Origin of the sequence: Rhodococcus sp. SJ-3, from assembly GCF_051918125.1 — a bacterium.
Taxonomy (GTDB): domain Bacteria; phylum Actinomycetota; class Actinomycetes; order Mycobacteriales; family Mycobacteriaceae; genus Rhodococcus.
Genome location: NZ_CM123306.1, coordinates 3,341,809 through 3,362,269 on the forward strand (window position 1 = coordinate 3,341,809; position 20,461 = coordinate 3,362,269).

The following is a 20,461-nucleotide window of genomic DNA, read 5'->3' on the forward strand; positions in this document are numbered from 1 at the left end:
GAATTCAGGTGGTCTGTGACCGCAACCGGGAGACGAGCGGATACATGCGGCACCCGAGGCACACCCCGAATGCGGCATTCAACAGGGCTGCGAACAACGCGAATCCTGCGGCGACGAGACCGAGCGTGACGGCACCGGCCAGTAGTGCGGCGGTGCCGATCAAGGCGAATACGAAGCCGACCCCCTGCGCGAACCGCAACGGCTCGGCGGGCTCGGTCTCGGACGGCAGCGACAGGCGCGGTGCAACCGCGACGGCGAAGAGCGTGCCGTACGGGCTTCGGCGTGGGCCGACAGTGGCGCCGAGGAGGAACACGACGGTCTGTACGGCCAGCACGATGCCTGCTGCCCGCGGTGCGAACGAGGCGATGGCGAGGACCGAGACGAGAACCACTGTGGTGATCCAGGCGGCGAACCGGGGTCCGCGCACGTCCACCTGGAGAGCAGAGGATGTGGTGAGAGACATGTGTGTACTCCTGCTGGATCGATATCGCTGGGGCGAGTCGAATCGCGGTAGGTCGACCGCGGGTGGATCAGCAGGTACAACAAGTGCCACCGAGGCGGCACAGATCAACTGTGCGGCGTCGGGTGAGCATCAGCTCTTGGCAGGTCAGCACGCGTCGCAGTCTAACCGAGAAAACGGCGCAGGGAAGGGCCGGGTGCCTGCTTGTTTCACAGCCCGGGTGCCCGCCGGTGTCACAGCGCGGCCAGTGCTTGCCTCAGATCGTTCGTCGTCGGAACCCCGGAGACCCGGTAGCGCTGGTGTCCGTCGCCGTCGAACAGGAAGGTCGTGGGAAGCGAGAGTACGCCGAGTTGCGTGGCGAGGGAGACGTTCTCGTCGAAGTCGAGCTCGATGTCGCGCACCGGCGCCGCTGTGCCGCCGTTGTCCTCGATGACCCCGGAAACGACCCGGCGGACTGCGGCACATGGCCCGCACCATGGCGCGGAGAAGTGCAGGATCACCGGTTCGCCCTCACCGACCCCGACCTTGCCGAGTTCAGGGTCCGCGGCCGAAGTCTCGGCGATGGGTAGTTGCTTCAGCCGGCCCGACCGGGACCGGATCACCGCACCCACTACACCCGCCGCGACGATCACGACCGCAAGGACGATGAGCGCGTTCACGAGGGCTGTTGCACTTCGGTGAGGTCGATGGTCACGTTGTGCGCTTCACCTTCGATCACGATCCGCGAGCCCCGTGCCTCCACCGACGTGGGATAGACGCCGAACGGCAGATCCTGTGGTTCGATTGTGGTGGTGAACAACCCCAGTACCAGGGGTTTCAGCGGATCGGGAACGGAGAAGTCGGCATGCCCTTCGGGGCCGAAGTACAGGTCGGACGCCACGATCTGTACCCGGTCGCCGTCGAGGACGAGATCTGCCTGGACACTGACCCGCGCGGAGAGCGGGCCGACCGGCACGGTGCCGGTGAGCACGACACCGCCCGCGGTGGTCGGACCGGATCCGCCTGATCCGCCCGTGCCGTCCGATTTGCTGGCAGGCGGCGCAGAAATCTGCAGATCGGGAATGCCGAGTGCCTGACCGAGCTCGGTGGCGTCGATCATGACACGGCCGTACAGCAGGTCGACCGGTACCGACCGGATCGATCCGTCGAGGAGCGCGGACGCCTCTGCGTGGGCGCCCACCAGGTTCGCTTCGACGGTGATGTCCCCGAGCATGTCGGTGGGGACCCGATCCGCAGTGATCTCGACGTTCTCGTAGTGACCGTTGCGCGCTTGCAGAAGAAAAGGGAAACCGTGGATCGTCACCGCGGGATCGGCCTCGAGGGCGCCTCCCTCACGCAGTGCGCGAGACAGCCGATACTCCGACCAGGCCGCCGCTCCGAAATCGACCAGCAGAACGAGTCCGACGAGGACGACGAGACCATAAATGAGTTTGCGCACGCCGACCATTGTGACGGAACGTACCGGGCGGCGTTCTCGCCAGCTAACACGGCGGTAACAAATGGGGGGTTAATCTGTACCACACCGTTCATCCGGAACGGTCTGCCCAGGCAGTGCGAAGAAACGGAGGCCCGGTGGAGCTTCTCCTTCTGACCTCCGATCCGGATCCTGATGCTGTGTTGCCGTCGTTGTCGCTGCTGGCGCATTCGGTACGGCCGGTCCCGACCGAAGTGTCGTCGCTGCTCGAGGCGGCCACCGCCGATATCGCGCTCGTCGATGCCCGAACCGATCTCGCGGCGGCGCGCGGATTGTGCCGCCTGCTCGGTGGCGCCGGGTCGGCGATACCCGTGGTCGCTGTTCTCACCGAGGGCGGGCTTGTCGCGGTCAACCCCGAGTGGGCGCTCGACGACATCCTGCTCACAGGCACCGGGCCCGCCGAACTCGACGCTCGGTTGCGGTTGCTCCTTGCTCGGTCCGGCGGTGCGGTCTCTGCCGAGACCTCCGGGCGGATCACGCTGGGCGAACTCACCATCGACGAGGACACATATACAGCGAGGCTGCGCGGGAAACCGCTCGACCTGACGTACAAGGAATTCGAGCTTCTCAAGTACCTCGCCCAGCACGCAGGCCGAGTCTTCACCCGCGCACAACTGCTGCAGGAGGTGTGGGGCTACGACTTCTTCGGTGGCACCCGGACGGTCGACGTGCACGTGCGACGACTCCGCGCGAAGCTCGGCCCCGAACACGAAGCCCTCATCGGGACCGTCCGCAACGTCGGATACAAAGCCGTCCGGCCGAGCAGCCGTACCAAGGGCGGTCACACGGTCGGCCACCCCGAGGACGAGTTCGCCGAGTAATCGCTACCCTCGGGTGCATGAAGTTCGGGCCCAATGAGCGCGAAGAGCTCCCGCTGCAGCAGCAGTTCGTCGATCGTCCGACCGCGGCGCAGGCCGCCGAGGTGCAGGCACTGCTCGAGCGTGCCACCGCGCACGACGGGACGGCTCCGGTGTCGGAGCAGGCAGTTCACTCGCTGACCCGCGACACCGATGCGCGGCATCTGATCGCCGTCGTCGACGGGGCGGTCGCCGGGTATGCGAACCTCATGCCTGCGCACGACGAACATCCGTCGATGTCCGAGGTCGTCGTCGATCCGGCCTACCGGGGTCACGGCCTCGGCGGCGAGCTCGTCGGCGCAGCCCTGACCGAAGGGGGTCCCGAAGCACGGGTGTGGGCGCACGGAGATCTTCCCGCAGCCCGCGCTGTCGCCGCGAAGCACGGCCTCAGGGGCGTTCGCGAACTCCTTCAGCTGAGGAGGCCGCTCGATCTCGCGCTCCCCGAACTCGAAATACCCGATTCGGTCGAGCTGCGCACGTATCGAGGACCTTCGGACGATCCGGAACTCGTGCGGGTCAATGCTTCCGCCTTCGAATGGCACCCTGAGCAAGGGCGGATGACCGCGAGCGACGTGGCCGACCGTCGGGCCGAATCGTGGTTCGATCCGGCCGGGCTGTTTCTCGCATTCGACGTCGCCGACCCGGATCGCCTCTTGGGATTCCACTGGACGAAGGTGCACCCGCCGGGGCCGACGGAACCGGCGCTCGGCGAGGTGTACGTGGTCGGCATCGACCCGGAGGCACAGGGCCGGGGACTCGGGCGGCTCCTCACGCTCGCCGGACTGCATCATCTGCGCGAGCGGGGACTACCCACTGTGCTGCTCTATGTCGAGGGTGACAACACAGCCGCGCTCAACACCTACGGCAAGCTCGGGTTCGAGCGATTCCATGTGGATGTCGCATACGCGAAGTGAACATCTCCCGACGACACGTTGTTGTCCGGTGAAGTTCGGGTGATTGTCGCAACACCAATAGTGCCTGTATCCGGCGTGTTCATCTCCCGTTAACCGGCGAGAGAGTATCCGTCCACCGGATCCGCCTACCTTCTGCATACGGGTCGGATGCTGACGACTCGGCGCAGGGGATCCTCCCGCGTCTCGAAGTCGCCACCCAGCCTTGTGTGGCGGAAGCGATATTCCTGAAGGAGTACAGGTGAACCTGAAGCGCAATGGTGCCCTGCTCGGCCTGTTTGCGGCCGGCGCACTCACGCTCGCGGCTTGCGGTAGCGACAACAATGCGGGCTCGGTCGAGGTCGACGCCGACGCGTCGGGCGCGACCTGCGAGGGCAAGGCGAACCTCTCCGGTGCGGGGTCGTCTGCGCAGAAGAACGCGATGGACAACTTCGTTTCCACCTACATCGCCGTCTGCAACGAGAAGGGCGCCTCGGTCAACGTGGCGTACAACCCGTCGGGTTCCGGTGACGGCCGCACGCAGTTCATCGCCAACCAGATCGATTTCGCCGGCTCCGATTCGGCCATCAAGGAGGAGCAGGCCGCGCTGGCAGCCGAGCGTTGCGCCGGTAACCCGGCATGGAACCTGCCTCTCGTGTTCGGCCCGGTCGCACTTGCCTACAACCTCGAGGGCGTCGACAATCTCGTCGTCAACGGTGAGGTCGCCGCCAAGATCTTCAACGGCCAGATCACCACGTGGAACGATCCGGCGATCGCCGCGCTGAACGAGGGCGTCGAACTGCCCGACAGTCCGATCACCGCGATCGTCCGTTCCGATTCGTCGGGTACCACCGACAACTTCCAGCAGTACCTCGAAGCAGCATCCAACGGCGCATGGACCACCGGTGCAGGCTCCGATTTCACCGGCGGTATCGGTGAAGGTGCGAAGGGCTCGGCCGGTGTCGCCCAGGCTGTTTCGGGCGCTCCCGGATCGATCACCTACGTCGAGCTGTCGTTCGCCGAGCAGAACGGACTCAGCATCGCTTCCATCGACACCGGCAACGGCCCGGTCGAGCTGAACTCCGAGACCGCCGCTGCGGCCATCGATGGCGCAGAGTTCGCCAGCGCAGGCGGCGGCGACCTGACCCTGGACCTCACGTCGATCTTCGGCACCGACGCAGAAGGCGCATACCCGCTGGTGCTCGCGACCTACGAAATCGTGTGCTCGGGCGGCTACGACGCCGACACCTCGGCAGCGGTCAAGTCGTTCCTGGTCAGCGCGGCCAACGAAGGCCAGGAGGGCCTCGAGGAAATCGGCTACGTCCCGCTTCCCGAGTCCTTCAAGTCGAAGCTGACCGAATCGATCGACGCCATCGCCTGATCGTCTGCACAGGCGGACCGCCCGTTCGGGAAATTCACCACGAGATAGATTGCGAGTTCACATGAGTGACGCGCCGAGCACCTCGGCTACTCGCGCCGCCGGTCCTGACCCGGCCGGGTCAGGACCGGGCGGTCCGCACGGCAGTACACCGGAGGCCAAGATTACTTCCCCACAGACCAAGAAGAAGACCGTCGTTCGGCCAGGCGACCGGATCTTCAGTTCGTTGGCTTCCGGGTCCGCCGTCCTGGTCTCGGTGATCATCGCCGCGATCGCGGTGTTCCTGGTGTGGCGTGCGGTGCCTGCGCTGCAACGCAACACCGTCAATTTTCTCACCAGCCGAGATTGGATCACGCAGGACATCGAGGCGATGGCCTTCGGTGTCCTCGACCTCTTCCAGGTCACGGTCCTCGTGTCGATGTTCGCGCTGGTACTGGCGATGCCGGTGGCCCTCGGTATCGCGATCTTCCTCACCTCGTATTGCCCCGAACGGATCAAGAAGGCGCTCGCGTACGTGATCGACCTGCTCGCCGCGGTGCCGTCGATCGTCTACGGCCTGTGGGGCATGCTCGTCCTGGCGCCCTTCCTGCGACCGATCGCCGAGTTCCTCAACACCAACCTCGGCTGGTTCCCGTTGTTCGCGACGGGCAGCGGATCGATCATCGGCGGCGGAACGATCTTCACCGCGGGCATCGTGCTCGCCGTGATGATCCTGCCCACCATTGCCGCGGTCAGCCGCGAGGTGTTCGTCCAGACACCCACCGCGCACATCGAGGCTGCACTCGCACTCGGTGCGACCCGCTGGGAAGTCGTGAAGACCACGGTGATCCCGTTCGGCAAGTCCGGCTACGTCAGCGGTTCCATGCTCGGTCTCGGACGTGCACTCGGCGAGACCATGGCGCTCTATCTGATCCTGCGGACCACGTCCGAAGCGTTCTCCTGGTCGCTGTTCGACGGTGGCGCCACCATCGCATCGAAGATCGCTCTCGGTTACGCCGAATTCAACAACAACATCCAGGCCGGTGCCTACATCGCCGCGGGTCTCGTGCTCTTCGTCCTGACCTTCGTCGTCAACGCCGCAGCCCGCATGATCGTCGCTGGAAAGAAGGACTGACGCCATGACGACGACAACCCTCACATCGCCCGTCAAGGCACCGACGTTCCAGCGTGTCAGCGGTGCACGCAGGGCCAAGGACGTCGCGGCCACCGTGCTCGTCACCCTCTCGGTGCTCATTGCGCTCGTGCCTTTGGCCTGGGTGCTCATCACCGTGATTTCCAAGGGCATGCCCGCCCTGCTCTCCTCGACGTGGTTCACCCATTCACTGAGCGGACTGACCGCTTCGTCCATGGGAGGCGGTGTCTACCACGCGATCGTCGGCACCCTCCTGCAGGGATTGGTGTGCGCGATCATCTCGATCCCGCTCGGCGTGTTCGTCGCGATCTATCTCGTCGAGTACGCGGGTAAGTCGAAGCTCGGCCGCATCACGACCTTCATGGTCGACATCCTCAGTGGTGTGCCGTCCATCGTCGCCGCGTTGTTCATCTACGCGCTGTGGGTGGCGACCTTCGGAATGCCCAAGTCCGCATTCGCGGTGTCCCTGTCGCTGGTGCTGCTGATGGTGCCGGTCGTGGTGCGCAGCACCGAGGAAATGCTGCGAATCGTTCCTCAGGATCTCCGAGAGGCGTCGTACGCGCTCGGGGTCCCGAAGTGGAAGACGATCGCCCGGATCGTGCTCCCGACCTCGCTCGCAGGCATCATCACCGGCATCATGCTCGCCCTTGCTCGCGTGATGGGGGAGACTGCGCCGCTGCTGATTCTCGTGGGATACGCACCGTTCATCAACTTCAACCTGTTCGGTGGCGAGATGGCAACCCTGCCGGGTCTGATGGTGGCCGAGATGAACAACCCCACCGAAGCGGGCTCGATGCGCATCTGGGGTGCTGCACTGACCCTGATCCTCATCATTGCGATCCTCAACATCGCCGCCAAGCTGATCGGCCGCTTGTCGCAGGTCGGCTCCAAGTAGACGAGCCGGCGATGACCACATACTTCGAATTCGATACACCATTAGGGAGCCGATGATGGCCAAGCGTCTGGACCTCAAGGACGTCAATATCTTCTACGGGAAGTTCCACGCGGTGTCCGACGTGACGCTGTCGGTGCCTCCTCGCAACGTCACGGCGTTCATCGGCCCGTCCGGCTGCGGTAAGTCCACCGTGCTCCGCTCCCTCAACCGTATGCACGAGGTGACCCCCGGTGCCTACGTCGAGGGTTCGGTGCTCCTCGACGGCGAGGACATCTACGACGCGGCCGTCGATCCTGTGGGGGTTCGCAAGACGATAGGCATGGTGTTCCAGCGGCCGAATCCCTTCCCGACGATGTCCATTCGCGACAATGTCGTAGCCGGACTGAAGCTGCAGGGAATGCGCGACAAGGGCAAGCTCGACGAGGTTGCCGAGAAGTCGCTGCGTGGCGCGAACCTGTGGACCGAGGTCAAGGATCGCCTCGACAAGCCCGGTGGTGGCCTGTCCGGCGGTCAGCAGCAGCGTCTGTGCATTGCCCGTGCGATCGCGGTACAGCCTGACGTGTTGCTCATGGATGAGCCGTGCTCCGCCCTCGACCCGATCTCGACGCTCGCAATCGAAGATCTGATCACGGAGCTGAAGCAGGAGTTCACGATCGTCATCGTCACTCACAACATGCAGCAGGCAGCCCGCGTGAGTGACCAGACCGCATTCTTCAATCTCGAGGCCACCGGCAGGCCCGGCAAGCTGATCGAGATCGACGACACCGAGAAGATCTTCTCGAACCCGACGCAGAAGGCCACCGAGGACTACATCTCGGGTCGCTTCGGCTGAGATCTCCCCGGCGACAGTACGAATAGGAGAGCCCCGACCGGATTGATCCGGTCGGGGCTCTGCGCGTGTGGGGCAGGAGAACTGTGTGGGGCAGGAGAACTCAGGATTCGGGGTACACAGTGAGCTTGTCGACGCGCTGCTGCATGGTGTGGAAGTCCTCGAGGGTGGGCAGCTTGCCCGTTACCAGGAAGATCACACGACGGCCCACCTCGACGGCGTGATCGGCGAAGCGCTCATAGAAGCGTCCCAGCAAGGTGACGTCGACGGCCGCCGCCACACCGTGCTTCCATTCGCGGTCCATGAGTACCGTGAACAGGTGACGGTGGAGATCGTCCATCGCTTCGTCCTCCTCGTGGAGGCGTGCCGCGCGCTCGGGGTCTCGGGTTTCGAGGATCTCGCGGGTTGCGGCGCCGAGGGACACGGCGATCCGGCCCATTTCGGCGAAGTATCCGCTGACCTCGTCGGGAAGCACGTGATTGGGGTGACGTCGACGCGTGGCCTTCGCGATGTGCAGGGCAAGCGCACCCATCCGGTCGATGTCGGCGACGATCTGGATTCCGCTCACCACTGCGCGCAGGTCGCCGGCGACCGGACCCTGCAGCGCGAGAAGCGCGAACGCCTTCTCTTCGCACACGGCACCGAGTTCGGTGATCTTGTCGTGCTCTTCGATCACCATCTCCGCGAGCGGGAGGTCGGCCTGGAGCAGGGCCTGGGTGGCCCGTTCCATCGCCGTTCCGGCGAGCCCGGCCATTTCGCCGAGTAGCCCGGTGAGTTCATCCATCTGTTCGTTGTAAGCGACGCGCATAATGTCACACCATACGGCGTCCGAGGGTCCTTATCACGATCAGAGAGTGAACCGGAGGTGAACGACGCGGATGGGTTCAGCGCTCTCAGCTGCAGGGATCGGCGGCGGCGTTGGTAACGGTGAGGTCGGCGGGTAGCTGGACGGCACCCTCGGCGTCGGCTTCTTCGATGGCGACCGGTTCGAGCGGGCTCCCGGGCGGCGTGGGTGACGCGACGACACCGTCGTAGCCCGATCCGAGAACGACCTCGACCACGTTGCCGATCGACGAATCCGATGCACGCTGCAGCACCGCACCGGGGAACGTCGAGGCGACCGTCATCGCTTCGGCCTCCATCCCGGGAGCGAACCGGACGACCGTGTGTGTGCTGGTGCCTGTGTAGTTACCGGTGTTGTAGATGGGGAACCCGTACATGGCAAGTTCGTCGGCAGTGCTTGCGGCGAGCCCGGACACATCCGATGCGTTGGATACCTGCACCGACACCCAGGACGGATCGACCGCCGAGAGGGAGGGGGCCATCTCCGGCGGTGCGTCCGGATCGGCGTCGGCGGCCGGGTCGCGCTTTTCTCCCGGAAGGGGCTGGTCGTCGATGATCGCGGTGAAGATGGCTTCGATGTCGTCGAGCCGGGGAATCTCGTTGCCCCACTCGGTGGTGCCTGCAGTGGGTGTGGTCAGGAAAGTCACGGCCCCGGCGTCGACATTCTGAAGGGACCGGCCGAGCTTCACCAGCGAATCGGCGTTGACGTTCTCGACGAAGGTCGCGCGGGTGAAGGCACCGATGAGACCGTTCAGCTTTCCCGGGTCGAGCAGGACCTTGTTCGACAGCGCGGACCGCAGCAGCGACGACAAGAACTTCTGCTGGCGGTTGATACGCGAATAGTCGCTGTTGATCTCGGACTCGACCTTGCGCGCACGAACGTAATCGAGGGCTTGCCGACCATCGAGAAGGTGGGTGCCCGCCGTGTCGATGATCGTGCCGAGCTCACCGTCCACCAACGGAGTCGGGGTGCAGACCTCGACACCGCCGACCTCGTCGACCATCGATTCGAAGCCCGCGAAGTCGATACCGACGAAGTGACCGATCTTCAGGCCCGACATCTTCTGGATGGTCTTGACCAGGCATTTCGGACCGCCCAGGGCGTATACCGCGTTGAGTTTGTCGCCATCGGCCGCGGGGTGGATCTCCGAACTGTAGTCGCCGGTCGAGCTGTCCCACGCGAGACAGACCGGCCGTTCGACATCGAGATCCCGGGGGAATGACACCGCAACGACGCGACTGCGATCGGCGGGAATGTTGACGAGGATCGCGACGTCGGCGCGAGAGCCCTCCGCGTCTTCGACGCTGCCTGCACCCACCTCGCCGCTGGCGCCCGCACGCGTATCGGTACCGACGATCAGGTAGGTCTCGTCACCGGTCTGCCCGATCGGATCGACGATGTCTGCGGACTCGGTGTCGAGCGCTGCGATCTGAGAGAACCCGGCCTCCGTCGCTCGGAGATAACTCCAGACCGACCCAGTACCCACCAGGGCGAGGACGGATACGAGCGCGACCGAGGCACGCGCGAACAATCGGAGTTTCCGTTTCTTGCGCTTCTTGCTCAATGCCAGCCGGCTCAGGCCGTCGCCGGCCACCGCATGGGGCGTCGCCGTCGGCTCGTCGCCGACATCGTCGGGCTCTGTGCCTGGCCCTTGGGGGGCTACGGCAGTGGCCGGCGCGACCGATCTGGTGCGGTCATGGTCGGCCGGGGTTGCCCGGGTCGGGACGCGGCCATGAGGTGGGTGAGCGGGGGGAAGCGCCGCCGCCGCGGTCAGGGGAGGTGGATCCGTCCGCTGCGGAGGTGTCGCTTCCACGGGCGTGCGAGGTTGCTGATGCGGTGGCCCGGATACGCGTGGAGGCCGCGACGCCACCGGAGGCGGAGCCTGCGGCGTCCGGGGCGCAGGCGGAGTATCGGGAGCCCGAGGTGAGGTGGGCGGTCGTGGCGCCGGGGGAGGTGGAGATGCGGCGGGAGGCGGCGGCAGTGACGGTGCTGGCCGGGCAGGCGGCGATGACGAGGTGGACGGTGATGACGGGGTGGAGGGGGGCGAATTCTTCTCGCGATCCACCTTGTTCATCAGCTCCGCGACGGTGAGCTGTTTCGATTTGTCTGCAGAGTCGTTGCGCCTGCTGCGTGCGCTCTCGCTGCGGCGGCTGTCGGAGCGAGAACCGCCACTTCTCCCGGTGTCCGGCCCAGCGCGATCGGTTCCTGCACTGTCGGGCCGGTCCCGGCGGATTCGGCCGGAGTGTGCGTCGCGGTTGGAGGGGTCGGCGATCGGTCGCTCCCAGGGGGCACGACTGTCGGGCGAACCCGGATCGTGCTCCTCATCCACAGATGCCCCGGCCTCTCCGCGTCGCGTTTCCGCACTCGTAGTGTTCGCCCTCGGTCCGAGCGACCTCGCCATGATACTGACTGCCGGGCGACGAACGGAGATGTGCGAGCTTTGTCTCGCCCGGATGGTGAATCAGCGCAGTTCAGCCACCAGAGTGCATGATGTCCGCGCCCGCTGGGACCAGAGTGTCGTCGGGGTCGTCGAGCCATCCGTCGGGAAGTGCCACGGAGCTGGGGGAGCCTTGGCGGCCACGCGGGCCTTCGGCATCGGCCGGGAACGGGACGGCCGGGTCGAGCAGGCCGAGGAGATCGTCGAGTTCGCTCAGCGACGACACCCGCGCCAGGCTGCTCCGGACTTCTGAACCCGCTGGGAAGCCACGCAGGTACCAGGCGATGTGCTTACGTATTTCGCGCATGCCCTTGTCTTCACCGTGGTGATTCGCGAGCAGCGTGGCGTGGCGGCGCATGATCACTGTGACCTCGCCCAGCGTGGGAGGGGTGGGGATCTCCCGGCCGTTCAGCGCCGCGCTCAATTCGGCGAACAACCAGGGACGCCCCAGGCACCCGCGTCCGACGACGACACCGTCGCATCCGGTCTGCGCCATCATCTTCTCGGCGTCCTCGGCATCGAAGATGTCGCCGTTGCCCAGGACCGGTACGTCCGTGACATGGTCCTTGAGGCGGGCGATCTCGTTCCAGTCCGCGGTGCCCGAGTATCGCTGAGCAGCGGTGCGGGCGTGCAATGCCACAGCAGCAGCACCCTCGGCTGCAGCGATGCGCCCCGCATCGAGGTGGGTGTGGTGTTCGTCGTCGATGCCGATGCGGAACTTGACGGTGACCGGGATATTCGTGCCCTCGGTGGCGCGTACCGCCGCCGCGACGATCTGTCCGAACAAGCGACGCTTGTAAGGCAGAGCCGATCCACCGCCCTTACGGGTGACCTTGGGGACGGGGCACCCGAAGTTCATGTCGATATGGTCTGCGAGGTCCTCGTCGACGATCATCTTCGCTGCGGCATATGTCGTGTCGGGATCGACCGTGTAGAGCTGTAGCGAACGGGGTGTCTCGGTGGGGCCGAACGTGGTCATGTGCATCGTGACCGGATGACGTTCGACGAGGGCGCGCGCGGTCACCATTTCGCACACGTACAGGCCGGACGTGCTGCCGATCCGCTCGAGTTCGAGGTCACGACACAGAGTGCGAAATGCGACATTCGTCACCCCGGCCATCGGAGCCAGCACGACCGGGCTGTCCAATTCGAGCGAGCCGATCTTCAGGGCAGACATGAGAACCTCGAGAAAGCGTTGTGGTGCAAAGGAATACGACCAGGTTCCTGCAGATGCAGGGTGGGACACCTGTGCCCGGCGCCGAAACCGGCACCGGGCACAGGATAACTGCCGGTGGTGGTGGCGCCCGAATCGGTCGATTCGGGCTCCACTCGCAGCGTCAGGAGACGGCCGCGGCGCGCTCGCGCTTTGCTGCCTCGCGGGCGAGAGAACGGTCGCGCATCTCCTCGAACTTCACGGTCTGCTTCTCGAGGTCTTCGAGGAAGGTGCCGAGTTCGTCGAGCGTCTGGGCGCCGGCGCTACCGTAGTCGCGATCGAACAGCTTCCACTTGCGCAGAACGGGCATCACGACGTCGTCGAGGTGCTGGCGCAGGTCGTAGATGCCGTGCTTTGCCATCAGGACGCCGTTGCGACGGAAATTGGGCATGCCTGCGCCGGGCATCTGGAAGTTCTTCAAGACCTCGGTGATCGCTTCGAGGGCTTGGACCGGCGCCACGTCGAGGGCTGCTTCGCAGATGTTGCGGTAGAAGATCATGTGCAGGTTCTCGTCGGCGGCGATGCGCTGGAGCATCTTGTCGGCGATCGGGTCGTCGCACGCGTGGCCGGTGTTGCGATGGGAAACGCGGGTCGCAAGCTCCTGGAAGGTGACGTAGGCGACCGAACGCAACAAACCCGTATCTTCGTTCGGCGACGCGAACCCGTTCGTCATGTGCTCCATTCGGGCGTTCTCGAGCGCCACCGGATCGACACCGCGCGTGACGACGAGGTAGTCGCGCATCACGATGCCGTGCCGGTTCTCTTCCGCCGTCCACCGTCCGACCCATGTGCCCCACGCGCCGTCGCGCGAGAAATTCACGGCGATCTCGCGGTGGTAGGAAGGCAGGTTGTCTTCGGTGAGCAGGTTGGTGATCATCGCGGCCTTGGCCACCTCGCCGAGGCGTGACTGCTCGGGATCCCAATCGCTGCCGCCCATCGCGGCGAAGTTGCGGCCCTCGTCCCACGGCACGTAATCGTGGGGATGCCAATCCTTCGTCATGGAGAGGTGTCGGTTGACGTTCGCCTCGGCCACGGGCTCCAGCTCACGCAGTAGCTCCAGTTGAGTCAGGACTCGCGTCATGAATTCGTACCCCTGTCCGTGTGATGTCGTGTCGTGCTGCAGCCTACGGGACCGTAGGTTTGTGCCCGTCGAAGTCTGTCGCCGCGCACCGGAACCTGGCAGCCGATCGGAATCACAATGTTGCCTGTCACAAAATGTCCGTGGCTACGGTACCGGGTCACCGCCGCGTACCGCCGGAAGTCCCTGAATCGGAAACGGCCCCGGGTGGGTCCGAGGCCGTTTCCGCACGAGAGATCAGGTTGTGCTGATCAGCGCTTTCCTCCGCCCAGCAGCCCGCCGAGCAGCCCGCCGAGTCCGCCGCCGGAATGACCGCCGAGGACGCCCCCGAGTATGTCGCCGAGTCCGCCGCCGGTGTTACCCGAGCCGCCCGCAGCGTTCTTCAGAAGTCCGCCGAGCAGGTCGCCGAGAACGCCCTGGTTGCCTGTGCTCGCGGTGGTCGAGGCGGGAGCGGATCCGCCGGTGATCTGCTTCGCGAGATAGGACAGCACGATCGGCGCCAGGATAGGCAGCAGTTGCGCGATGAGGTCTTTGCCTCCGGAACCGTTGACCGAACCGAGGGTGCTGATGACCTGGTCCTTGTTGGCACCGAACACGTTGGCGACGATCTTGTTGCCGTCCGCGGTGTCGACCTTTGCAACATCGACACCGCCGTCGAGGATCGTCGAACCCGAGTGCTTGTTCACGGCCGACATCAAAGACGCCGCGCCCGCCGTGTCCTGAGCGTTCGCGTCCAGGCCACCGACGAGAGTCGGGAGGGCCGCGCGGACCGCGGTCTCCGCCGTTGCGGTGTCGACGCCGAGTTCGCGCGCCACCTGGTCTATCGGTACCTGGGAGATCAGTTCGTCAAGGCTTGCCATGTGCACCCTCGCCTGGTCAGGGCACCCCACCGAGAGGCGCCGGTGTGGTGAGAGTATCGACCGCGTCACAGTCAGCCGCGTGCCGGCTGGCGGGAGGGTCGTCGTAGCGAAACGAGGCAGCACACCAGGCTGACGAGGGTGCCGCTGACCAGTAGCACGAACCCGTTCTGATTGGTCAGGGCAGTGCTGTGGTTCTCCACCAGGTAATCGCCGTGAGATTGGAAGATACGCACCGCTGCAGTCGCACACACGGTAAGGGCGAGGACGGTGCCGGCCCAGCCGGTGACCACGGAGTCGAACAGTGCGGCGATCAGCAGTAGTACTGCTGCTGCCGCGAGCGGAACCGCGAGCGACTCGTACAGTGGTAGGCCCGCAACGGCGAGGCTCGTGGGATCGCCGCTCGGAAATCCGTCGCGCAGCCCGGAAAGAGGGGCTTCGGTGGAACGTACCCCGCCGACCATGGGCAAAACGGTGCCGATGCCCAGCGCCACGGCAGCCAGGAACAGGCCCAGATCCACGAAACTGCGCATGTGCCTCCCACCGAATTCGATTCGCGCGTGCTCACACTATCCAAACCGGGGCGGCGAACGCGGGCTGAAACGCCAGGACACGGAATCGAATCCACTGCGCGCCGGGTGGACCGTAGGCTGGGTGCATGTCTGACGCCAGGACATCGTCCGAAATCGAGCGAGCGGGAATGAAGCCGTGGCTCAAGAAGACCATCGCAGTGGTCGTGACTCTGCTCGTACTCGTCATCACCTATTTCGTGCTCGCCGCCTTCCTGCCTCGGTGGTGGGCGCAACGCGTCGCCGGCCTCGCCGAAGGGGGATTCTCCCGCGGAATCATGTGGGGCCTGCTCTTCGGAATCCTGTGCACCGCGATCCCGCTCGTTCTCCTCGTCTGGGTCTGGCAGGTGCGCGGGTGGAAGTACGGTCGCGGCGTCCAGATCGCCCTCACGGTGCTCGCGCTCGTTGTCGCGATACCGAACCTGATGACGCTCAGTGTGGTGCTCGGCGGTGGGAACGCGGCGCACGCCGGTGAACGGATCATGGATGTCGATGCGCCCGGATTCCGGGGGGCCTCCCTGGTCGGAGCTGTTATCGGCGTCCTCGTGTTCGTGTTCCTCGTCATCGCCGTGGCCCGATACCGGAAGCGCGGGAAGGACCTTCGTGCTGCGCGCGCCGACCTCGAGCGGAAGGCTGCAGACGCAGAGAAGCGCGACACCGATCCACGGGGTGGCTCAGCCGACGGTGTACCACCGGAGGGTTTCTCGAGGGGTTCCGTGGATCGCTGACCATTGTCCGAAGTCGGCATGAATCCTCACCATCACGCGGCTGCCCGTCCTACGGCATGGGTGCGACAGAGGCATCGGACGGCGAGGTCGTCGTCGTTCATCACGTACCCGGTGCCTTCGCAGGCGGTGCACTTCACTGTGCCGTAGTAGGCGGGCGTGGGCGTGGGGCGGGGGCGCGGCATGGCTTTCCACAGCCGGATCCAGCCCTGCGCGTAGAGCGTCGGGTTGGCGTCACGATGCATGGCCTTCGCGCGCTCGGCGAGTGCTGCGGCGCCGTGCAGATCGATCATCGCGAGGATCTCGCTCTTCTGGGCGGGCTTCACGTGCTCGAACGATCCGGGGAGACCGGCGTGGGCGCAGGCGTCGATCAGTGCCGCGTAGTTGCGGTCGCGCTCGTCGAGTTCTTTCTGGGCGGAGTCAGGCAACGACAACGAGGTCCCGAGCATGTCGACAGGTGACGTGTCGGCCTGACCGGTGTTGTTGTCGGTTTCAGTTCTTGGTGATCCATCCTTTGTAAAGGCGCCCGTCTGTCCGTCGCGCGGCTGACCGGAAGTCGATTTCCTGGTCTTCGGTTCGGGAGGCGTGGTGTCGCTGGTGACGGGCTCTTCGTAGATGGTCTGGATCGTGGCCCAGTGGCCCTTCTCGTTCTGCACCTTCTCGCGGACGAGGTACCCGTGGGCGACGAGTTCGCGCATCACGGTGCGGATCGCTTCGCGTCCCTCGAAGGGGGACTGGTCGGCGATCACTTCGGAGCGGATGCTCCAGTCGAACGGCTTGGAGAGGAGCCAGATCAGGACTCCGCGGGCGCGGAAGCTGAGGGCTTCGTTGTTGATGATCGTGTTCGAGAGGATGGTGAAGTTGTCGGCGAGGCGTGGGCCGCGACGGATACCGCCCGTGCTCGAGACATGGGTATGCTGGGACATCGTTCGACTCCTGTTTAGTCGGACATCTGCCCGTCGCGAGGGCCTAATCTCGCGGCGGGCTCTTTTTGTTGTGGTCGAACCTTGGCACAAGGTGTCGCACGTTGTCCATCGGTCGCGGCACACCCAACGCTCAACCCGATCGGGGAGCGATTTGGCAGTTGGTTGGTACGCACGAAAATGACCTGGCGTCCTCCGAAGAGAATCACCAGGTCATCGCTGGTGCCCCCAGTAGGGCTCGAACCTACGACCTGCGGATTAAAAGTCCGTAGCTCTACCAACTGAGCTATAGGGGCATGGGCGCACAGTGTAACCACACCGCGCCGCCTGATCGTATCCGACGCGCAGCCGAATACTTCAATGGGCTCGGGTGCACACCCCCTGCTTCCGCACCCGAGCCGCGGAAAGCATACCACTCGGTGTGTTCTGTGGTTCATGGTGCTCCGAAGGTCAGGTCACGCGGTCACGAGGGATGCTGCGCGACTACTGTTTCGTTTCGGGGCTCGGATACTCGGAAGGCTCGATTCGCTCATGTCACGTCAACAGGAACGTGCGCGTCGTACGCGTTCCGCCATCATCAGGGCGGCTGCAGTCGAGTTCGCCAAGCGTGGCTACGGCGCCGCGTCGATCAACTCGATTCTCGAACACTCGAACGCCACCAAGGGCGCCATGTACTTCCACTTCGCGTCCAAGGACGAACTTGCGCGCGCGGTGCTCGAAGAAGGTCTCGAGCACTACCGGGCGATCGTGACTCACTGGGTCGGGGCCGCAGACCTCGACCCGTTCGAGCGCCTGCACGGGATGATCGCCGAGCTCGGAGAAGCTCTCCACAACGACGATGTGATTGCGGCCGAGTTCAGGCTCGTCACCGAACCCGAGTTCATGAACGAAGCGCGATTGCGTGGCAGTTATATCTGGGGGAGAGCGGGCTATCAGCTCGCGGTCGAAGCGCAGGAGCAGGGATTGTTCCGTCCGGACGTGGATATTCGTAGGTTCGTCGAGGCGGTCGGATCGTCGCTGGCCGGCCAGCGCTACCTCGCGGACCTCACTTCGCCGGACATCGACGTCAAGTCGAAGTTCGAAGCCTGTCTCGAGGTCCCGCTCGAAGCGATGGCCTCGGAGCAGTGGCTGGCTCGCTGGCGGGAGCGGGGTTGGCCGCGAACAGCGGAATGATGGCATGACCAGCTGATTTGTGAATCAGGAATGCCGTGACATAAGCTGTGCAAGCTCCCAGCGGAACGGAAAATCCCGTTGAGGGTACGGGTCGGAGGAATCCGGTCGGGCCCCCTTCGTCTAGCGGCCTAGGACGCCGCCCTTTCAAGGCGGTAGCGCGGGTTCGAATCCCGTAGGGGGTACACTTCGGTTTCGGCCGAATGTGTGCAGTACGCTGGCAGAGAATTGAATAGCAAGGCCCTGTGGCGCAGTTGGTTAGCGCGCCGCCCTGTCACGGCGGAGGTCGCGGGTTCGAGTCCCGTCAGGGTCGCAGAAGTTTGCGATCGGCATTCGGTTCGGGTGCCATCCGGCCAGGTAGCTCAGTTGGTACGAGCGTCCGCCTGAAAAGCGGAAGGTCGCCGGTTCGATCCCGGCCCTGGCCACCACGATGGTTGCGTTTCGACCATCGAAAAATGAATACAAGTGGCCCACCGCGTGCGGTGGGCCCAGCTATGAGAGCCCGATGGGTTCCTATGGCCCTGTGGCGCAGTTGGTTAGCGCGCCGCCCTGTCACGGCGGAGGTCGCGGGTTCGAGTCCCGTCAGGGTCGCTCTGCGCGAAGGCCCGGTATCGATGAGATACCGGGCCTTCGTCGTCGTTACAGCACTGTCGCCGACCGGCATTCGGCGTGCTCGGCTACCGCGACCGAGTGAACATGTTCTAGTGTGTGCCCTACGTAACTGCATGGACACGCGTCCGAACAATCCGGGGGTTGATGTGCGCATAGCTCTGCTGTCGTACCGGAGCAAACCGCACTGCGGAGGTCAGGGCGTATATATTCGCCACCTCAGTCGGGAGCTCGCAGCCCAAGGCCACGAAGTCGAGGTCTTCTCGGGCCAGCCGTACCCGGAACTCGATCCGTCGGTGACCTTGACGAAAGTTCCCAGTCTCGATCTCTACCGCGACGACGACCCGTTCCGCACGCCGCGACCCGGCGAGTACCGCGACCTGATCGACGTCCTCGAGGTTGCCACCATGTGGACGGCCGGGTTCCCGGAACCGCGCACCTTCGGCCTTCGCGCGGCCCGGCTCCTTCGTGATCGAATCGCCGATTTCGACGTCGTCCACGACAACCAATCACTCGGATCCGGTCTCCTCCGCATCGCAAAGGACCTACCGCTGGTCGCGACCATCCACCACCCCATCACCCGGGACCGCGAACTGGATCTCGCCTCGGCAACCACCGTGCGTCGCAAGATCACCCTGCGGCGGTGGTACGGATTCCTGCGAATGCAGGGGCGGGTGGCCCGGAAGATACCGATGCTGCTCACCGTCTCGGAGAGCTCCGCCGACGATATTCGCACCGCGTTCGACATCGAGCAGGACCGGATCCACACGATTCCCCTCGGCGTCGACACCGATCTGTTCGCTCCCGCGACCACGCCTCGGGTCCCGGGCCGCATCGTGTGTGTGGCCAGCGCCGACGCTCCTCTCAAAGGTGTGCCGACGCTGCTCGAAGCGGTGGCCAAATTGCACACCGAGCGCGAGATCGAGCTCGTGCTCGTTTCCAAGCTCGCCCCCGGCGGCGCCACCGAGCGTCGGATAGAAGATCTCGCGATCGGCGATGTCGTGCGCACTGTGTCGGGGATCGACGACGCCGCGCTTGCGGAGCTACTGGCGTCGGCGGAGATCGCTGCGGTCCCGTCGTTGTACGAGGGCTTCTCGTTGCCTGCTGTCGAGGCCATGGCGTGCGGGACACCCCTCGTGGCCAGTCGCGCAGGCGCGATTCCCGAAGTCGTGGGCGACGCCGGCGAGCTCGTGCCACCGGGTGATGCCCAGCAGTTGGCTGACGCGATCGCGGCACTGCTCGACGATCCGGCGCGCAGGACGCAACTGGGCACCGCTGCCCGCGCCCGCGTCGAAGAGAAATACAGCTGGGCTGCGGTCGCCGCGCAAACCGCGAGCGTCTACGAGAACGCGATCGCCGTACACGAAGGAAGGAGTAACTGATGTTGACCGTCGACTTCGATCGGCTGGGGGTGCGGCCGGGTTGCCGCGCGATAGACATCGGCGCCGGCGCAGGCAGACACTCGTTCGAGCTGTACCGGCGCGGTGCGGACGTCGTTGCCTTCGACCGCAGTGCCGACGACATGAAAGCGGTCGCCGACATGTTCGTGGCGATGGAACTCGAGGGTCAGGTACCCGAAGGGGCCCTTGCCCGCGCCGAGGTGGGTGACGCGCTGGCGTTGCCTTATGCCGACGAGACCTTCGACGTCGTCATGATTTCCGAAGTCCTCGAACACGTTCCCGAGGACGATCGCGCGATCGCGGAGTTCGTGCGGGTCCTCAAACCCGGTGGTGTCGCAGCTGTGACTGTCCCGCGATGGTTACCCGAGAAGATCTGTTGGGCGTTGTCGGACGCGTACCACGAGGTCGAGGGCGGGCACGTCCGCATCTACAAGGCGGACGAGCTGGCCACGAAGCTCGGCGCGGCCGGTTTGACGGTGCGCGGGACCGACCACGCTCACGCTCTGCACTCGCCGTACTGGTGGCTCAAGTGTGCGGTCGGCGTCGACAACGAGAACAATCCACTGACCAAGGCCTACCACCGGATGCTCGTGTGGGACCTGATGGAAGGTCCGTGGCTGACCCGGACCGCGGAGAAACTCCTCGACCCCGTCATCGGCAAGAGCGTCGTGTTCTACCTCGAGAAGCCGGGTGCATCCGGTGCGCCGCAGTGAGTTCCATC

The 20,461-nt window shown here is 65.0% G+C and carries 20 protein-coding genes and 5 tRNA genes; 14 read left to right on the forward strand and 11 right to left on the reverse strand.

Features of this window, described 5'->3' with window-relative positions; translation table 11 throughout:
• Positions 1-4: 4 nt before the first annotated feature.
• From ACTDXD_RS15435 to ACTDXD_RS15445, 3 genes are all read right to left on the reverse strand, one after another.
• Entirely contained in the window at positions 5-463 is a 459-nt protein-coding gene (locus ACTDXD_RS15435; protein ID WP_440123201.1) for a DUF4395 domain-containing protein, read from the reverse strand.
• 230 nt (positions 464-693) lie between these two features.
• Positions 694-1,119, reverse strand: coding sequence for a thioredoxin family protein (locus tag ACTDXD_RS15440; protein WP_440123202.1), 426 nt, complete (start codon positions 1,117-1,119; stop codon positions 694-696).
• On the reverse strand, positions 1,116-1,898 hold the full coding sequence (locus ACTDXD_RS15445) for an LmeA family phospholipid-binding protein (protein ID WP_440123203.1): 783 nt from the start codon (positions 1,896-1,898) through the stop codon (positions 1,116-1,118). The genes ACTDXD_RS15440 and ACTDXD_RS15445 overlap by 4 nt, the downstream gene beginning before the upstream one ends.
• A 134-nt stretch (positions 1,899-2,032) precedes the next feature.
• On the opposite strand from ACTDXD_RS15445, the gene ACTDXD_RS15450 reads away from it, so the two are divergent.
• From ACTDXD_RS15450 to pstB, 6 genes are all read left to right on the forward strand, one after another.
• Positions 2,033-2,755 carry a winged helix-turn-helix domain-containing protein gene (locus ACTDXD_RS15450; RefSeq protein WP_440123204.1) on the forward strand — a complete coding sequence of 241 codons (723 nt, stop codon included), beginning with the start codon at positions 2,033-2,035 and terminating at the stop codon, positions 2,753-2,755.
• 17 nt (positions 2,756-2,772) lie between these two features.
• Positions 2,773-3,705, forward strand: coding sequence for a mycothiol synthase (gene mshD / locus ACTDXD_RS15455; protein WP_440123205.1), 933 nt, complete (start codon positions 2,773-2,775; stop codon positions 3,703-3,705).
• Between the two features lie 238 nt (positions 3,706-3,943).
• A complete protein-coding gene (pstS, locus tag ACTDXD_RS15460) occupies positions 3,944-5,062 on the forward strand; it encodes a phosphate ABC transporter substrate-binding protein PstS (RefSeq protein ID WP_440123206.1) in 1,119 nt (372 codons plus the stop codon).
• A gap of 61 nt (positions 5,063-5,123) precedes the next feature.
• The gene (gene pstC, locus ACTDXD_RS15465) at positions 5,124-6,173 is read left to right on the forward strand and encodes a phosphate ABC transporter permease subunit PstC (protein ID WP_440123207.1); all 1,050 of its coding nucleotides are present in this window, start codon (positions 5,124-5,126) and stop codon (positions 6,171-6,173) included.
• A gap of 4 nt (positions 6,174-6,177) precedes the next feature.
• Positions 6,178-7,086, forward strand: a complete 909-nt coding sequence (gene pstA, locus ACTDXD_RS15470; protein WP_440123208.1) for a phosphate ABC transporter permease PstA — start codon at positions 6,178-6,180, stop codon at positions 7,084-7,086.
• 55 nt (positions 7,087-7,141) lie between these two features.
• Complete coding sequence (gene pstB / locus ACTDXD_RS15475) at positions 7,142-7,918, forward strand: phosphate ABC transporter ATP-binding protein PstB (RefSeq protein ID WP_440127659.1); 777 nt, start codon at positions 7,142-7,144, stop codon at positions 7,916-7,918.
• A 100-nt stretch (positions 7,919-8,018) separates the two neighbouring features.
• Here the strand turns inward: pstB and phoU are convergent, their stop codons facing one another.
• The 6 genes from phoU to ACTDXD_RS15505 form a co-directional block, all read right to left on the reverse strand.
• Positions 8,019-8,723 (reverse strand): phosphate signaling complex protein PhoU, encoded by a 705-nt coding sequence (gene phoU / locus ACTDXD_RS15480; protein ID WP_054806866.1) that lies wholly within the window; start codon positions 8,721-8,723, stop codon positions 8,019-8,021.
• 85 nt (positions 8,724-8,808) lie between these two features.
• Positions 8,809-10,833 (reverse strand): LCP family protein, encoded by a 2,025-nt coding sequence (locus ACTDXD_RS15485; RefSeq protein WP_440123209.1) that lies wholly within the window; start codon positions 10,831-10,833, stop codon positions 8,809-8,811.
• A 397-nt stretch (positions 10,834-11,230) separates the two neighbouring features.
• Positions 11,231-12,373: a tRNA dihydrouridine synthase DusB gene (dusB, locus tag ACTDXD_RS15490; protein ID WP_440123210.1), complete on the reverse strand. Its 1,143-nt coding sequence runs from the start codon at positions 12,371-12,373 to the stop codon at positions 11,231-11,233.
• A gap of 160 nt (positions 12,374-12,533) precedes the next feature.
• Positions 12,534-13,490, reverse strand: a complete 957-nt coding sequence (locus tag ACTDXD_RS15495) for an acyl-ACP desaturase (RefSeq protein ID WP_440123211.1) — start codon at positions 13,488-13,490, stop codon at positions 12,534-12,536.
• A 248-nt stretch (positions 13,491-13,738) separates the two neighbouring features.
• Positions 13,739-14,347 (reverse strand): DUF937 domain-containing protein, encoded by a 609-nt coding sequence (locus tag ACTDXD_RS15500; RefSeq protein WP_440123212.1) that lies wholly within the window; start codon positions 14,345-14,347, stop codon positions 13,739-13,741.
• 71 nt (positions 14,348-14,418) lie between these two features.
• On the reverse strand, positions 14,419-14,877 hold the full coding sequence (locus ACTDXD_RS15505) for a hypothetical protein (RefSeq protein WP_440123213.1): 459 nt from the start codon (positions 14,875-14,877) through the stop codon (positions 14,419-14,421).
• A 125-nt stretch (positions 14,878-15,002) separates the two neighbouring features.
• Between ACTDXD_RS15505 and ACTDXD_RS15510 the strand changes: the two genes are divergently transcribed.
• Positions 15,003-15,641, forward strand: a complete 639-nt coding sequence (locus tag ACTDXD_RS15510) for a hypothetical protein (protein ID WP_440123214.1) — start codon at positions 15,003-15,005, stop codon at positions 15,639-15,641.
• A 32-nt stretch (positions 15,642-15,673) separates the two neighbouring features.
• Here ACTDXD_RS15510 and ACTDXD_RS15515 read toward each other — a convergent pair whose 3' ends face one another.
• Together ACTDXD_RS15515 and ACTDXD_RS15520 are read right to left on the reverse strand one after the other, a co-directional pair.
• The gene (locus ACTDXD_RS15515; protein ID WP_440123215.1) at positions 15,674-16,564 is read right to left on the reverse strand and encodes a replication protein; all 891 of its coding nucleotides are present in this window, start codon (positions 16,562-16,564) and stop codon (positions 15,674-15,676) included.
• A 217-nt stretch (positions 16,565-16,781) separates the two neighbouring features.
• Positions 16,782-16,857 (reverse strand) — tRNA-Lys (locus ACTDXD_RS15520).
• A gap of 235 nt (positions 16,858-17,092) precedes the next feature.
• Between ACTDXD_RS15520 and ACTDXD_RS15525 the strand changes: the two genes are divergently transcribed.
• The 7 genes from ACTDXD_RS15525 (at position 17,093) to ACTDXD_RS15555 (ending at position 20,453) form a co-directional block, all read left to right on the forward strand.
• The gene (locus ACTDXD_RS15525) at positions 17,093-17,734 is read left to right on the forward strand and encodes a TetR family transcriptional regulator (RefSeq protein WP_440123216.1); all 642 of its coding nucleotides are present in this window, start codon (positions 17,093-17,095) and stop codon (positions 17,732-17,734) included.
• Between the two features lie 109 nt (positions 17,735-17,843).
• Positions 17,844-17,916 (forward strand) — tRNA-Glu (locus ACTDXD_RS15530).
• A gap of 54 nt (positions 17,917-17,970) precedes the next feature.
• Positions 17,971-18,044: transfer RNA gene (locus tag ACTDXD_RS15535), tRNA-Asp, on the forward strand.
• Positions 18,045-18,082: 38 nt separating this feature from the next.
• Positions 18,083-18,159 (forward strand) — tRNA-Phe (locus ACTDXD_RS15540).
• 89 nt (positions 18,160-18,248) lie between these two features.
• A tRNA-Asp gene (locus tag ACTDXD_RS15545) sits at positions 18,249-18,322 on the forward strand.
• 134 nt (positions 18,323-18,456) lie between these two features.
• Entirely contained in the window at positions 18,457-19,722 is a 1,266-nt protein-coding gene (locus ACTDXD_RS15550; protein WP_440123217.1) for a glycosyltransferase family 4 protein, read from the forward strand.
• Positions 19,722-20,453, forward strand: a complete 732-nt coding sequence (locus ACTDXD_RS15555) for a class I SAM-dependent methyltransferase (protein WP_440123218.1) — start codon at positions 19,722-19,724, stop codon at positions 20,451-20,453. The genes ACTDXD_RS15550 and ACTDXD_RS15555 overlap by 1 nt, the downstream gene beginning before the upstream one ends.
• The last annotated feature ends 8 nt before the right edge of the window (positions 20,454-20,461 follow it).

What these genes read in the sequence shown, in the direction of transcription:
- ACTDXD_RS15505 (WP_440123213.1), bottom strand. Translation starts at nt 14,877, where the DNA reads ATGCGCAGTTTCGTGGATCTGGGCCTGTTCCTGGCTGCCGTGGCGCTG.
- dusB (WP_440123210.1), bottom strand. Translation starts at nt 12,373, where the DNA reads ATGTCTGCCCTGAAGATCGGCTCGCTCGAATTGGACAGCCCGGTCGTG.
- pstA (WP_440123208.1), top strand. Translation starts at nt 6,178, where the DNA reads ATGACGACGACAACCCTCACATCGCCCGTCAAGGCACCGACGTTCCAG.
- ACTDXD_RS15435 (WP_440123201.1), bottom strand. Translation starts at nt 463, where the DNA reads ATGTCTCTCACCACATCCTCTGCTCTCCAGGTGGACGTGCGCGGACCC.
- ACTDXD_RS15525 (WP_440123216.1), top strand. Translation starts at nt 17,093, where the DNA reads ATGTCACGTCAACAGGAACGTGCGCGTCGTACGCGTTCCGCCATCATC.
- ACTDXD_RS15510 (WP_440123214.1), top strand. Translation starts at nt 15,003, where the DNA reads ATGTCTGACGCCAGGACATCGTCCGAAATCGAGCGAGCGGGAATGAAG.
- mshD (WP_440123205.1), top strand. Translation starts at nt 2,773, where the DNA reads ATGAAGTTCGGGCCCAATGAGCGCGAAGAGCTCCCGCTGCAGCAGCAG.
- phoU (WP_054806866.1), bottom strand. Translation starts at nt 8,723, where the DNA reads ATGCGCGTCGCTTACAACGAACAGATGGATGAACTCACCGGGCTACTC.
- ACTDXD_RS15515 (WP_440123215.1), bottom strand. Translation starts at nt 16,564, where the DNA reads ATGTCCCAGCATACCCATGTCTCGAGCACGGGCGGTATCCGTCGCGGC.
- ACTDXD_RS15550 (WP_440123217.1), top strand. Translation starts at nt 18,457, where the DNA reads ATGGACACGCGTCCGAACAATCCGGGGGTTGATGTGCGCATAGCTCTG.
- ACTDXD_RS15500 (WP_440123212.1), bottom strand. Translation starts at nt 14,347, where the DNA reads ATGGCAAGCCTTGACGAACTGATCTCCCAGGTACCGATAGACCAGGTG.
- ACTDXD_RS15485 (WP_440123209.1), bottom strand. Translation starts at nt 10,833, where the DNA reads ATGAACAAGGTGGATCGCGAGAAGAATTCGCCCCCCTCCACCCCGTCA.
- ACTDXD_RS15555 (WP_440123218.1), top strand. Translation starts at nt 19,722, where the DNA reads ATGTTGACCGTCGACTTCGATCGGCTGGGGGTGCGGCCGGGTTGCCGC.
- pstC (WP_440123207.1), top strand. Translation starts at nt 5,124, where the DNA reads ATGAGTGACGCGCCGAGCACCTCGGCTACTCGCGCCGCCGGTCCTGAC.
- ACTDXD_RS15495 (WP_440123211.1), bottom strand. Translation starts at nt 13,490, where the DNA reads ATGACGCGAGTCCTGACTCAACTGGAGCTACTGCGTGAGCTGGAGCCC.
- pstB (WP_440127659.1), top strand. Translation starts at nt 7,142, where the DNA reads ATGGCCAAGCGTCTGGACCTCAAGGACGTCAATATCTTCTACGGGAAG.